The sequence below is a fragment of the Noviherbaspirillum galbum genome, assembly GCF_010974945.1.
Lineage (GTDB): Bacteria > Pseudomonadota > Gammaproteobacteria > Burkholderiales > Burkholderiaceae_D > Noviherbaspirillum > Noviherbaspirillum galbum.
The window spans coordinates 29,192-43,065 of sequence record NZ_JAAIVB010000045.1 but is presented as its reverse complement, the minus strand read 5'-3'; the positions used below and the strand labels follow the sequence as shown (position 1 = coordinate 43,065).

11 protein-coding genes are annotated in these 13,874 nt (G+C 67.8%); 3 read left to right on the top strand and 8 right to left on the bottom strand.

The annotated features are described in order from the left end of the window. Positions 1-11 precede the first annotated feature (11 nt). From G3574_RS13610 to G3574_RS13590, 5 genes are all read right to left on the bottom strand, one after another. Positions 12-524, bottom strand: coding sequence for a GNAT family N-acetyltransferase (locus G3574_RS13610; protein ID WP_328804784.1), 513 nt, complete (start codon positions 522-524; stop codon positions 12-14). 44 nt (positions 525-568) lie between these two features. Next, on the bottom strand, positions 569-1,483 hold the full coding sequence (locus tag G3574_RS13605) for a TIGR01777 family oxidoreductase (protein WP_163964017.1): 915 nt from the start codon (positions 1,481-1,483) through the stop codon (positions 569-571). A 63-nt stretch (positions 1,484-1,546) separates the two neighbouring features. Then, a complete protein-coding gene (locus G3574_RS13600) occupies positions 1,547-2,245 on the bottom strand; it encodes an SDR family NAD(P)-dependent oxidoreductase (protein ID WP_163964015.1) in 699 nt (232 codons plus the stop codon). A gap of 64 nt (positions 2,246-2,309) precedes the next feature. Beyond that, positions 2,310-3,857, bottom strand: coding sequence for a cryptochrome/photolyase family protein (locus G3574_RS13595; RefSeq protein WP_163964013.1), 1,548 nt, complete (start codon positions 3,855-3,857; stop codon positions 2,310-2,312). Beyond that, on the bottom strand, positions 3,854-4,015 hold the full coding sequence (locus tag G3574_RS13590; protein ID WP_163964011.1) for a DUF2256 domain-containing protein: 162 nt from the start codon (positions 4,013-4,015) through the stop codon (positions 3,854-3,856). Before G3574_RS13590 ends, G3574_RS13595 begins: the two co-directional genes overlap by 4 nt. Before the next feature lie 114 nt (positions 4,016-4,129). Here G3574_RS13590 and G3574_RS13585 point away from each other — a divergent pair, with 114 nt between their 5' ends. Then, entirely contained in the window at positions 4,130-4,708 is a 579-nt protein-coding gene (locus tag G3574_RS13585) for a GNAT family N-acetyltransferase (RefSeq protein ID WP_235953419.1), read from the top strand. Between the two features lie 29 nt (positions 4,709-4,737). On the opposite strand, the gene G3574_RS13580 is transcribed toward G3574_RS13585, so the two are convergent. Both G3574_RS13580 and G3574_RS13575 read right to left on the bottom strand, forming a co-directional pair. Then, positions 4,738-7,302: a YbcC family protein gene (locus G3574_RS13580; RefSeq protein ID WP_163964009.1), complete on the bottom strand. Its 2,565-nt coding sequence runs from the start codon at positions 7,300-7,302 to the stop codon at positions 4,738-4,740. A gap of 37 nt (positions 7,303-7,339) precedes the next feature. Then, the gene (locus G3574_RS13575; RefSeq protein WP_163964006.1) at positions 7,340-8,935 is read right to left on the bottom strand and encodes an NADH-quinone oxidoreductase subunit L; all 1,596 of its coding nucleotides are present in this window, start codon (positions 8,933-8,935) and stop codon (positions 7,340-7,342) included. Between the two features lie 95 nt (positions 8,936-9,030). Here G3574_RS13575 and G3574_RS13570 point away from each other — a divergent pair, with 95 nt between their 5' ends. Beyond that, positions 9,031-9,942, top strand: a complete 912-nt coding sequence (locus G3574_RS13570) for a LysR family transcriptional regulator (protein ID WP_163964004.1) — start codon at positions 9,031-9,033, stop codon at positions 9,940-9,942. Between the two features lie 147 nt (positions 9,943-10,089). After that, positions 10,090-12,276, top strand: coding sequence for a hybrid sensor histidine kinase/response regulator (locus tag G3574_RS13565; protein ID WP_163964002.1), 2,187 nt, complete (start codon positions 10,090-10,092; stop codon positions 12,274-12,276). 78 nt (positions 12,277-12,354) lie between these two features. Here G3574_RS13565 and G3574_RS28805 read toward each other — a convergent pair whose 3' ends face one another. Then, positions 12,355-13,773: a methyl-accepting chemotaxis protein gene (locus G3574_RS28805; RefSeq protein WP_163963999.1), complete on the bottom strand. Its 1,419-nt coding sequence runs from the start codon at positions 13,771-13,773 to the stop codon at positions 12,355-12,357. Positions 13,774-13,874 lie beyond the last annotated feature (101 nt).

Below are 13,874 nucleotides of genomic sequence, written 5' to 3'. Positions count from 1 at the left end.
CCGCTGCCGGGTCAGGCCTCGGGCTTGCGCAGGTCAAGCGTCATGAACACGCTGAACGGATCGGGCCGGTAGTCGCCGAAGGGTCCGCATTCTTCGAAGCCGACGCTCTTGTAAAGCTGGTGCGCCGCGTGGAAGGCGTCTGCGGTTCCCGTTTCGAGGCTGAGGCGCGCGTAGCCGCGGCGGCGGGCTTCGGCGAGGATGTGCTGGAGCATGGCGCGGCCCGCTCCCCGGCGGCGCATGGCGGATGGCGTTCGCATCGACTTGATCTCGCCATGGCCGGGAGCGATTTCCTTGAGGGCGCCGCAGCCGAGGAGCACGTCGTCGTCGCGCACGGACCAGAAGGTGATGTCGGGATGCTTCAGCCCGCTCACGTCGAGGGCGTGGACGCTCTCGGGCGGCGACAGCGCGTGCATGTTGCGCAGGTGTTCGTCGAGCAGCGCGTAGACGTCGGCGCGGCCGGGATCGTCGGTTTCGATGTGCATCGGTGTCAGCTTGTGCGGGTTGTTGATCAAGTAGCTGATCAATCTAACACGGTTGTCGAAAATCCTCGCGATCCCGTCGAGCAACGCTACTTGCGGCGCGCGAGCAGTTCTGCCAGGGCCTCCTTGAGGATGGGATGCTGGAACTTGAATCCGCGCTTGATCGCCCGCATCGGCACCGCCCGCTGGCCGGTCAGCAAGAGCACGGACATTTCCCCCAGGGCCATGCGCAGCGCCCAGGCAGGCACGCGCAGCACGGCAGGGCGGTGCAGCGCGCGCGCCAGCGCGCGGGTGAATTCGGCGTTCGTTGCCGGAGCCGGCGAGCAGGCATTGAAGACGCCGCGGCAATCGTCGGATTGGAGCACGTGATCGATGAGGCGAGTGAGGTCGTCGATATGGATCCATGGCATCCATTGATTTCCGCTGCCGAGCCGTCCGCCGAGTCCGAGGCTGAACGGCAGGCGCAGCTTTTCCAGCATGCCGCCCTGCGGCGCGAGCACGGGCGCGGTACGCAGCAGCACGACGCGCATGCCCAGCGGTTCCGCCCGCAAAGCTTCGCGTTCCCATTCGCCGCACAGTTCGCTGCCGAAATCCGTGGTGCCCTGGCGGCTGGGTTCGTCGATCATGCGTTCGCCGCAATCGCCATACCAGCCAACCGCGGAACCCGAGATCAGCAAGCGGGGACGATGGGCTTGCCGGCCCAGCCAGTCGACCAGTTCCTTCGTCAAGGCCACTCTGCTCTTCCTGAGCAGGGTGCGCTGCGCCGACGTCCATGGCTTGTCCGCGATCGGCGCGCCGGCCAGGTTGACCACCGCATCCAGCGCGGACGCGCTGCCCGAATTTTCCAGTTCTTCCAGCCTTCCCACGCCGCGCGCGCCGCTGCACAGCGCGGGAACCTGTTCCGGTCGGCGGCTCCAGACGATCAGTTCATGGCCCTGGCTCTGCCAGAGGCCGCACAGCGCCCGGCCGATCAGGCCGGTGCCGCCGGTAAGCAGTATGCGCATCTTCATTCTCCTGTTTTTATGCCGCGCGGGAGCATGCCGCGCGATGTCGGATTGATGCCCGCGTTACCATGGCAGCCGCTCGCCGTCGTAGGCGTGGAAGCTGCCCGATTCTGCGGGGTCCAGCTTGTCGAGCACCGCCAGCAGGTCGGCCGCTGCCTGCGATGCGGGACGCTTGCCGTGCGCCGCATGAAAGGGCGCGGACAAACGCGAGTCCACCGTGCCCGGATGCAGCGCGGCCAGCACCGTGCGCGGATGGGTGCGCGCGAGTTCGATGGAGGCCGTTTTCACGATCATGTTCAATGCCGCCTTGGCGGCGCGGTAGCTGTACCATCCGCCGAGCCGGTTGTCGCCGATGCTGCCCACCTTCGCCGAGAGCACCGCGAACAGGCTGCGTTCCTCGCGCGCCAGCAGAGGGGTGAAATGCGTCAGTACGGCGGCCGGCCCGACCGCATTGATCGCGAAGCTGCGCAGCATGTCGTCGCAGCGAAGCTGGGCAAGGCGCTTTTCCGGCATCTGGCCGGGGCCGTGCAGCATGCCAGTCGCCACCACCACCAGGTGCCACGGACCGCTCGCGCGCAGCGCCGCGGCGGCCGCGGCGATGGTGGATTCGTCCTCGAGGTCAAGGCGGGGCGTGCTGCTCCTGCCCAGCCCCACGAGCTCGCCGCAGCGCGGGTCGGCCCGCAGGTGCGCGACCATGGCCGAGCCGATGGCGCCGGAAGACCCGATGACGAGGGCGCGATAATTTGTCGGCAACGATTGCATGGATGGCTTTCCCTATGTGTTCGTGATCGTTCGATGCGGCGATGCGGGTTCGGCGTCCACCGGGCTAGAGTTCGTCGAGGCGCGCGCGCACTTCGCCCGCCTGAGCCCGCAAGGCCTCGCGCTCCGCCTGCGGCATCTTCCTGAGCTGGCGGTAGGCCATTCCCAGCCGCATGTTGCTGCTCAACAGGTCTTCGTTCCGGTCGAAGAAGTCCCAGTACAGGGCATTGTAGGGGCAGGCCGTTTCGCCCATCCTCTGCTTGTGCTCGTAGCGGCATCCCTTGCAGTAGTCGCTCATGCGCTTGATGTAGGCGCCGCTGCTGACATACGGCTTGGTCGCGATGATGCCGCCGTCCGCCCATTGGCTCATGCCTAGGGTATTGGGCAGTTCCACCCATTCGAAGGCGTCAACGTACACGCCCAGGTACCAGTGATGCACGGCGCGCGGATCGAGGCCGGCGAGCAGCGCGAAATTGCCGATGACCATCAGCCGCTGGATGTGATGGGCATGGGCAGTGCGCAGCGACTGGCCGATCGCCATCTGCAGGCAGCGCATGCCCGTGTCGCCGGTCCAGAACCAGCGGGGCAGGGGAGCATGGTGCCCGAGCGCGTTGCGGTCATCGTAGCCCGGCATGTGCGCCCAGTAGATGCCGCGCACGTACTCGCGCCAGCCGACGATCTGCCGGATGAATCCCTCCGCCGCCGACAGCGGCGCATGGCCGCCGCGCCAGGCGTCTTCGGCGCGCCGCACCACCTCGAGCGGATGCAGCATCTTCACGTTCAGGGCGAACGACAGCAGCGAGTGGAACAGGCGCTGCCCCGTGCTGCTCATCGCATCCTCGAAATCGCCGAAGTGCGGCAGCGCGTTTTCGATGAAGGCATCGAGGCAGGCCAGCGCCTCGATGCGGTTCACCGGCCAGCGCACGCATTCCGCCTGCGCCTCGCCCATGCTCTTGACGCCGCAGCGCTGCAGCATGTCCCACAGCGCACGATGATCATGCATGGGGCGGGCGTCCGCCGGTTCCGGCGGCGTGCCCGGCCAGGGCTTGCGGTTGTCGTGGTCGAAGTTCCACTTGCCGCCTTCGGGCTCGCCGCGCGCCGTCATGAGCAGGCCATGGCGGCGGCGCATGCGGCGATAGAAATGTTCCATCAGCCATTGCTTGCGGCCCTCGAACAGCTCGGCCATTTCGCTACGGCTGGTCAGGAAATGCTCGCTGTCGGCTTCCGCCGTCTCGAACGGCTGTCCGCCGGCCCAGGCATGCAGCGCCTCGTCGAGCCGCCATTCATCGGGCGACTGCCACTCGACGCGCGCGGCCGTGTAGTGCCGCGCGAGGGCGGTAAGGTTGTCCGGAATGGATTGCCGGTTGCTGGGGTCATCCAGCGTCACGTAACGTACCCGGTGGCCGGCCTCGCGCAGGTGGCGGGCGAAGTCGCGCATGGCGGCGAAGATGGCAAGGATTTTCTGCGCGTGGTGCAGCACGTAGTCGGTTTCCGAGCGCACCTCCATGAGCACGTAGACAACTCCCGGGTCCGCCTCGCGGAACCATGAATGCTCCGGATTGAGCTGGTCGCCCAGGATCAGGCGCAGCACGCGGACGGGCTGGCGCACGCTCATGGCCGTCCCCGTTCCGGCGCGGCGCGCTTGCGTTCCGTGCGGCAGCGGTCCGAGCAATACTTCACCTCGTCCCACACCTTTTCCCATTTCTTGCGCCAGGTGAAGGGACGCCCGCAATGCAGGCAAATCTTTTGCGGCAGATGCTGCTTCCTGGTCATGATGGGCAATCGCACCTGTAAGCGGAGGTAGGAAAAGTGCTTTGACGAATCGTCAATTCCAGCAAATTCTACCGCCAGTCGGTGTGCCCGGTACAGTGGGTGATAATGTCGCCCATGAAAAACAGTCCGGAAAACGCGATGCGCATCGTCCGCCCGACGTTGGACCACCTCGACGGCTTCGTCGCTGCGCTCGAATCGGGATGGTCTCCACTCAGCACCGATCCCAAGGGCGGCGAGACCATCCTGGCCCAGCTCGCGGCGGATCCGCAGCGCTACCTCGACGGCCTCTTCGATCGCCACGGCAGCCGCGATCCCTGGCGCCTCGCCGACGGGACGCTGCAGCCGCCCATCCCGCAATGCCGCTACTGGATGTGGGACGGCGAGTTCTGCGGCGTGGCCGTGTTCCGCTGGCAGCACGGCACCGTGGCGCTGCCCGACACCTACCTCGGGCACATCGGCTACAACGTCGTTCCCTGGAAGCGCGGCAAGGGCTATGCGACGGCCGCGGTGGCGCAGATCCTGCCCGTCGCGCGGGCGGAGGGCCTGCCCTGGGTCGACCTGACCACGGATCCGGCGAACGCCGCGTCGCAGGCCGTCATCCTTGCCAATGGCGGCGTGCTGGTCGAGGAATTCACCAAGCCGGCCGCGTACGGGGGAGGCAAGGCGCTGCGTTTCCGCATCGCGCTCGGCTGAGACCCGCGAACCTGGCCGGCGCATCGCCATCAGTCCGGCTGCGGTGCTTCCAGGCCCAGGTCCTGCCAGCCGCCGCCGGCGCGCCGGAACAGCCGCGCGCCCTCACAGCGCCAGAGATGCAGCCAGCCATTTTCCAGCAGGTCGCGGACGGCCGCGTGCCGCGCGATGATGGCTTCTATCCTGTCGGCCGGCGCATCAATCACCACCGTCAGGCGCAGCGGCTCGTGCATCCAGCGCTTGCCGTCGTGCAGGGACTGGCGCGACAGGCCGATGCGCAGGTCGCCGCCATTGCCTTCGAACACGCCGATGCGTCCGCCGACGACGTTGTGCAGCACCTTGTTGCCGCTGCCCAGCCGCGCGGGATCGCAGGTCGACGCGTGGTATTGCCAGTTGATCCAGTTCGTCACCACCATGGGCGCGGTCATCAGCAGCTCCAGCACGCTGCCATCCGTGTCGCCGGCGGCATCGTAGTCGTGCAGGAAGCTGCGGCCGTCCAGCACCGCGCCCCGCGTGCGGCTGCGCGGCGCGATGATGAAGGACGCATTGCCGGCCAGTCCCCACTCGGGGCGCGTCTGGGCGCCGTCGTTGGCGCGCCGCCGGTAGGCATCGAGCAAGCGTTCATGGCCGGCGCGCGGATCCAGCCCGAGCCTGGCGGCGCGCTCGCGGCGCACCTGGTCGCATGACTGGGCGAAGGCGCGCTGCAGTTTTTCCCGGCGCGCGGCGGCGGCTGGCGGCAGCAGGTCGGCGTCGAACCATTCGATCTCGTCGGTCGTGGTGTTGTGCAAGGCTGCGGCGAACACCGTGCCATCGGGGATGACCGTGCCCGCCGAACGCAGGCCCTCGCGCACCGCCGGGTCGTTCAGCAGCTGCGCGAGCACCCGCGCATTCACTTCGCCCGTCTGGCCGCAGCAGGCGCCGCAATCCAGCGCGGCGGCATGGGCATTGTTCGCGCTCTGGCTGCCATGTCCCACCAGCAGCACGAGCGGCGCGAGGCAGCCGTCGAGGCCCATGGCGTGCAGTACGCGTCCCGCCACCGCCGTCTTGTCGCCGATGTCCATGCCGTCCAGCGCGGGGCGGCACAGTGCGCGATAGCGGTCCGGCAATCCGGCCAAGTCGCTTCGCACGCGCTGCCGCGCGGACGGCCTGAGCCACTGGCCGAGCTTGCCGAGATAGCCCATGCCCGCCGCCTCAACGGTGGAGAAGCCGGCGCCGGGCCAGCGGGTGGCGGCCAGCCATCGTTCCGACCAGGCGAAGCGGCGCGCGCGCGCCCGGCGGGCGCCGTCCTGACCTCGCTCGTCAGGGGCGGCGCCGTCCCGGCGGGTGATGCGGTCCGTCACCGTCAGCGCCGGCGCAAGCAGGCCGGGCAGCTGCGGCCGATGCATCGCCGTACCCAGCGGCGCATAGGCGATGGGAAGGCCGAAGAAACCGGCGAAGCCGATGGTCCGGACGGCCGGCCAGGACGTTTCGAGCGCACGGCGCAGCGGTTCGCTGCGCACGTCGATGCAGAACGCGGCCTGGACTTCGACGTCCGGCTGCCCAGCGTCGGTTGCCGCGGGCGTGGCGGCGGCCTGCAGCTTGCGGGCCAGTTGACGCTGGTATCCGGCTTCCAGCGCGACCTGCCAGACCTCGTCCATCAGCAGCAGGTCTTCGGCCTGCGCGAACAATGAGGGCGCGTGCCGCCATTCCGCCTGCAGCGCGGCGAAGGCGCGCCGTGCCGACGCATCCTCCTTGCAGTCGAGCAGGATCGCTCCCCATGCGAGGCGTATCGCCAGCAGGTCGCGCAGGTGCGCGTCGCCGCGTCCGGCCAGCCTGGCCTGCCAGCCAAGATAGGCGCACCACGATGCCCAGCCATTGACGGTCAGCAGCACCGCTTCGAGATAATCCGCCCACACTTCCCGGGGCAGTCCGAGCCGCTGCAAAACCCAGCGTTCCGCTTCCTGCCGCGTGGCCGGCAGCGCGCCGAGCCGGCGGCCCAGCGCAGGCAAGCCCATCAGCACGCCGATGCCATGGTCGTGCGTCAACGTGTCGCGCCAGAAGCCGTACAGGTCCTGTTCCCGTTCCGGCTGCCAGTCGGCCTGCTGCTCGTCGAAGTAGGCGGCGCAGGTCTGGCTGACCTGGTGGGTGATGGCTTGCCGCCAGGAGAGGCGCCGGTCGCGGGCCGGATCGTCGTCCAGCACGTCGATGAGCAGGGGCAGGCGAGGCAGGGGCGGCGAACCGCGCAAGGCTTCGATGCACTGCGTGGCCGTCAGTCCGGCTTGCCGGGCGGCCGGCAGCGTGGCCAGCGCATGCGCCAGGTCATCGGCGGCGATCCTGCCCTCCTCCCAGGCCTGGCGGAAATGCAGGCGCTCGGGAAACACCTTGATGTCGCCGAGCGCGGCCATGCGCGCAGCCACCGCGCGCACCGGCCGGCCGATGCGGGCCCAGTGCGGATTGACCGCGATCGCCTGGTCCAGCGGCCAGGCCGGAGCGATGGCCTCGCACGCCTGCTGGCAGGCGGCTTCGATGCGCTCGGCTTCCCAGGCCAGGGACGAGGCCGGATCCTGGGCGGCCAGGCCGGGGCCGGTCTCGGGGATGGTGAGTTCGGTTGCGTTCATGAGATTTTCCTTGAAGCGTCGGGCAAGTTCATTCGAGTCATTCAGATGCGGCGGCGACCATCGCGCCGCTCATGCCCGCGCCGCGCGCAGCGGGAGCGGCGGGCACCCAGCGCGCCGGCCACAGGCGCAGGGCCATGCGGGTGGCGAACTCGTCGACGTAAAAGCCGGCGTAGCTCCACCGGCGCCAGCCCGCCAGCCCTTGCGGCTGCACCTGCAGCCTGACCAGGCACAGGTACATCGCCGCCATCCCCAACAGGGACACGATGCCGGCCGGCCGGTCTGGCATGTCGGCCAGTCCGAGCGGCAGCCGATGCGCGATGCCGGCCAGCGCCGCCAGGCCCATCACCATGCCCAGGCCAGAGACCAGGCCAGAGACTACGCTTCCTGCGGCCTCCTTCATGTCCCGACCCTGCAGGATGGGCAGCCAAAGCAGGGGTGCCCAGGCCAGCGCCAGCACGCCGCTCCACCACCACGGCCAGGACGCCGGCGCGAGAACCGCCTGAGACAGCATTACCACCAGCAAGGCCAGCAGGGGCGCGGCCGCCAGGCTGGGACGGGAATGGCGGGTGACCGGGCGCATCATCCTGGCCCGGGTGTCATTGACCGCGTTGGAGGAAGAGAGGAAGGCATGCGCCTTGTACAGCGAGTGGCCGAGGAGATGCAGCATGGCCAGGGTGTACAGGCCGAGGCCGCATTCCAGGAGCATGAATCCCATCTGCGCCACGGTGGACCAGGCGAGCCGGACCTTGATGCTGACCCGGGTGAGCATCACCAGCCCGGCCAGCATCGCGGTGCCTAGGCCGACGCCGGCGACCAGCCAGCGCGCCGCTGGCGCCTGCTCCAGCAGCGGCGCGAAGCGCACCAGCACGTAGCCGCCCAGGTTGACCACGCCCGCATGCAGCAGGGCGCTCACCGGCGTCGGCGCTTCCATCACCTGGATCAGCCATCCATGCACCGGAAACAGGGCGGTGCGAAGAATGACCGCCAGCACGAGGCAAACCGCGCTGGCGTGCAAGGCAAGCGTGCCGCCCTGGTTCGCGAGGTGTTGCCACAGGTCGGAAAGCGCCAGGCTGCCCGTTTCCCGCCACGCCAGCGCGGCGGCGGCCAGCAGCAGCAGGTCGGCGAGGCGGTCGGCGATGCGCTTCTTGTGTGCCGCCAGCAAGGCGAAAGGCCGGTCTCCGTAGAAGCACAGCAGCCGCTGCAAGACCACGCCGGCGGCGGCCCAGGCGGCGATCAGGACCGCCCAGTGATCGGCCAGCAGCAGCACATGCACGGCGGCGAGCACGCCGGCGAGCGCGGCGGCATACCGCGCCTGTCCCGGTTCGCCCTGAAGATAGCGCGACGAAAAGACGGCGATGGTGGTGCCCAGCATCTGGACCAGCAGGGCGGCCCAGGCGCCCGGCAGGCTCACGGCCAGCCATCCCGGGCCGCCTGCGGCCGCGGCCTGCGGCTGGAGGCAAGCCAGCAGCAGGCTGGCGAAAGCGGCCAGCGCCGCTGCCGCCGCCAGGCCCTTGAAGCGTTTCCAGAGAATGTCTTCATCTCGGCCGGCGAAGGATGACAGCAGGGAAGACGCTAGCATCAATGCCGGAGGAATCAGGGCGCAGACGAACAGCGGCGACGCGGGTAAAACCATGGCGGACACTCCAATCGTGAATTTGCCGCTATGGTGATAGTTTGAAATGATTCTGTAAAATACATAGTTATGAACGTATTCATCCATAAAACAGAATGAATTCCCTCGACCAGCTTAACTTCCATCACCTTTTCTACTTCTGGCGCGTCGCCAGGACGGGCCATCTGACGCGTGCGGCGCAGGAACTTCATGTCTCGCAATCCGCGCTGTCGGCGCAGATACGCCAGCTCGAAGACCGCCTCGGCGAAGCGCTCTTCGAGCGCGAGGGACGGCGACTCCTGCTGACCGACACCGGCCAGCTCGTGCTGTCGTACGCGGAAAACATTTTCGGCCTCGGCCAGGAAATGCTGGGACGCCTCCAGGGCCGCAGCGAAGGCATGATCCGCTTGCGGGTGGGCAGCGTGGCCACCATGTCGCGCAATTACCAGGAGAACTGGATCCGCCCCGTGCTGGCCGATCCTTCGGTGGTGCTGACCCTGGAATCCGGCCTGCTCGAAGGCTTGCTCGAGCGCCTGCTGCAGCACCAGCTCGACGTGGTGCTCGCCAACGAGATCGTGGCGGCGGACCCGGACCGGCCCTTGCATTGCCGCTTCCTGGGAAGCCAGTCCATTTCCCTGGTGGGTCCGGCGGGCGAATGGCGGGGACGCACCCTGCGCATCCCGGACGACCTCGACGGCTGCGACATTGCCCTGCCCGGCCCGCGCCATGCGCTGCGCGGGCAGTTCGACGCGCTCTGCATGTCGGCGGGCGTGAAGCCGCGCCTACGGGCCGAGGTCGACGACATGGCCATGCTGCGCCTGATCGCCCGGGACAGCGGATGGCTGACCGTGCTGCCGGAAGTGGTGGTGCAGGACGAACTGCGCACCGGTGTCCTCGTGACGGTGGGGCAGTCGAGCCGCCTGCAGGAAAACTTCTATGCCATCACCACGCCCCACCGGCACCGCATCGAACGCCTGGAAAGCCTGCTTGCCGGATCGAGCGATGTCGCCGGGCAAGCCGCTGGCTGACTGCCGCCCGGACTTGCCGTGCCTTGGCGGCGAAACGGTCCTGCCCGCCGTTTTGATAAAATGGCCCGGTTGCCTTTCCGTTCCTTGCGCCAGTCATTCCAGCGACGCCTGCGTCCAACGCAAGCATCTACCCCTAAGGATTGCGTCATGCCGCAAAAATCATACGACGGCCTCGCGACCAGCGTGGGAGTGCTTGCCGCCTATGCCGCGACGGCGTGCATCATCCTGGTGGCGGGCGCCTCCGCCTACCTCAATTCGCGTTACCAGGAGAGTACGACGCAGGCGGTACTCGCCACCCAGCAGGTCGCCGACCTGCTCGACCAGGTGGAAAGCGCGATGACCGACGCCGAGACCGGGCAGCGCGGCTACCTGCTCACCGACCAGCGCGAATTCCTCGAACCCTACTGGTCCGCCATCGGCCAGGCGGTGCCCAAGCAGGGATTCGACCGGCCATCGCTGCATGAACTTCTCGACCGCCTCGACGCCCGCCTCGTGGCCGATGCCGAAGGCCGGGACGACGTCCGCCGCATCCAGCAGCTTGCCCAGGTCAAGCTGGACGAACTGCATGAAACCCTGGCGCTGCACGATGCCGGCAAGAGCAAGGAAGCGCTGGCCATCCTGCGCTCGGGACGCGGCAAGGCCACCATGGATGAATTGCGGGTCCATTTCGCGCGCCTGCATGCGCGCATCCGAGGCAACGTCGAGGCCCAGGAACAGGAGCGCCGCCGCGCCTTCCGGCAAGCCTATCTTTCCGCGGGCGTCATTTCCGTGCTTTCCCTCGGCACCCTGCTCGCGCTCATCCTGGCGACGCGCCACGCCGAGCGCCAGGTCGCGCTGGCGCAGCGGCGCCTGAACCGGCTTTCCGATTCCGATCTGATCGGCGTGGTCTTCGGCGACCTCGACGGCGGCATCGAGTACGCCAATGACGAATACCTGCGCATCATCGGCTACAAGCGCAAGGAATTCGAGAAGGGCAAGTTCCGCTGGGACCGGATCACCCCGCCCGAATGGCTGGAAGTCGATCGCCGGCATATCGAGGAAGCCCGCCGCACCGGATTCTCCGGGCGCTACGAGAAGGAATACGTGCGGCAGGATGGCAGCCGCATTCCCGTCATGGTCGGTTTCGCCTTCATGGACAACAGCCGCCGCGACGTCATCGCCTTCACGCTGGACCTGACAGAATTGAAGCGGCAGCAGGCCATCCTGCTCCAGCAGGAAGAGCAGCTCAAACTGGAAAGCCGGCAGAAGGACGAATTCATCGCGGTGCTCGCGCATGAACTGCGCAACCCGCTGGCGCCGATCCAGGCCGGCATCGACCTCATGAAGCTGATGCCGTCGCCGTCCGGCGCCTTCGACCACACGCGCGACGTGATGGACAGGCAGCTATCGCACCTCGTGCGGCTGATCGACGACCTGCTGGACATCTCGCGCATCAACGCGGGCAAGTTCGAGCTGAGGCTGGAGCGCGTCGACGCCGCCGACGTGGTCAGCGCGGCGCTCGAGGCAAGCGATGCCTACATCGTCGGCGCCGGCCACGCGCTTGACGTGGCCCTGCCCGACGAACCTGTCTACATCCGGGCCGACGCGGTGCGCATGGCCCAGGTGCTGACCAACCTCCTCAACAATGCCGCCAAGTACACGCCCAGCGGCGGCCACATCTGGCTGTCCGTCAGGCGGCAGGACGATACGGCCGTCTTCGAGGTGAAGGACGACGGCATCGGCATCGAAGCCGGCATGCAGGAACGGGTCTTCGACATGTTTTCGCAGGACGAGCATGGACGCAACCTGCGCAAGGGCGGCATCGGCATCGGGCTGCCGCTGACCAGGCGCCTGGTCGAACTGCACGACGGCCGCATCACGGTGAAGAGCGCAGCCGGCGCGGGCAGCAGCTTCTCGGTCATCCTGCCGCTGGACACGCAGCAACAACCGGCCGCCACTCTCGAACGGCCTTCGGCCGGCAGCGGGGATAGACAAAGCAAGCGCATCCTGATCGTCGATGACAACGTGGATGCCGCCCGCACCCTCGGCCACCTGATGCAGGCCAGCGGGCATGACGTCAGCTATGCGCATGACGGCGCGCAGGCCATCGTGCTGGCGGCGTCATGCCGCGCCGACGTGGTGTTCCTGGACATCGGGCTGCCGGACATGAGCGGCTACGACGTCGCGCGCGTGCTGCGCAGCAAGCCTGAACTCCAGCGGACCCGCCTGGTTGCCCTGACCGGATGGGGGGCCGACCAGGACCGGCAGAAGAGCAGGGAATGCGGGATCGATTTCCACCTGACCAAGCCGGCCAGGCTGGAGACGATCCGGGAGATGTTTCCTGGGTTGGTGTAAACGGCGTTTGTGCCGGCGGCGGTTCACACCTTTCTCCCACACTTCCTTTCCTTCAAGGAAGGGGACACCGGCTAGCCGTCAAGCTTCAACCCGCCCCAGTTCAAAACTCCCCACCGCCTCGCTCAGGTGCTCCGCCTGCGCCACCAGTTCGCTGGCCCCCGCACTCGTGGCCTTGACCAGTTCCACGTTCTCCGCCGTGCTCTTGCCCAGCGTGCCGAGTGACTCGTTGATATCGCTGATCTGCGCGCGCTGGCTGGTGGTGCGGGCCACGATGTCCTTCATCGATGCCCTGACCTCGTCGATGGTGCCGGTGATCGTCGCCATCGACGCGCCGGCCGTCGAGGCCAGCGCGGCGCCTTCGTTGATTTCCTTTACCGACGTTTCGATCAGCCCCCGGATTTCCTTCGCCGCCGCCGCGGAACGCGCGGCGAGGTTGCGCACCTCGCTCGCCACGACGGCGAAACCGCGGCCCTGTTCTCCGGCACGGCTGGCCTCGACGGCGGCGTTGAGCGCGAGGATGTTGGTCTGGAAGGAGATGGAATCGATGACCTGGGTGATGTCGGAAATGCTCTTCGAGCTTTCCTGGATGCGCTGCATCTTCCTGGTCACCTGGTCGACCACGGCGGTGCCTTCGTCCACGCCGGCGCAGGCCGATTGCGCGAGCCGTTCCGCTTCGCTCGCGGACTTCTCGGAGCCAGCGACTTCCTCGGCGATGTCCTGCATGCGCCGCGACATGTGCTGGATGCGCTGCGCCGCCATGCCCGTGCCGTGGGAAATCCGTTCATTGCTGTCGCTGATCCGGCGGCTGGCGTGCGCGACCGAGTCCGCGACCCGCGATACGTCCTCGATGGCGGAGCGCAGCGTGCCCAGGGCGCGCGTCAAGGCCGTCGCCTCGGGCGACGTGACGGCGAGGTGCCGCACGTCCAGGGAAATGCTCGTGCCGTCCGTCAGCCTGGAAACGATCGCATGGAGTTCCGCGCTCTGGATTGCCGCCCGGCGCAGGATGACCGCAACGAAGACCTCGATGGACGACTGGGCCACCACGTAGCCCGCGTGACCGACGATGCGCAGGAAATCGGGTTCGGTGGTGCAGTAGATGTCGTACCCGGCCAGCTGCAGGCGGTCGAAGAGGATGTGATGGACGGCGAAGAATGCGGCGGTCGCGATGATGGGACGCCAGTCGCGGTAAATCAGCACCAGCGCGAGCAGCGTGAACACGCCGAAATGGAATTCGATGATTCCCCGCCCGAGCTGGATGTGCAATGCCACCATGGCGGCATTGAGGACGGCCAGGCAGATCGCCGAGGCGAGCCCCCGGAAGAAGCCGAAGCTGGCGCATCCTGCGGCGAACAGCAAGCCGGCGGCGGCGATGGCGAGGCCGGGCCTGCCGTAGTGATTGCCGATCGCCGCGGCGAGAAGGGCGGAAACCGCGAGGGTTCCGAGCAGCACTTTGTCGCCCAGGCGCCCGATGGCGCCCATGTCTTCCTGGTGGTACACGATGTTTTCTCCCTGGGGCGATCGCCCCGGCCCGGCCTCGGCCTCAGAGAAGGAAACGGCGCAGCGGGATGCTGCCCGGCCGATATTGCCATGGACAAAAT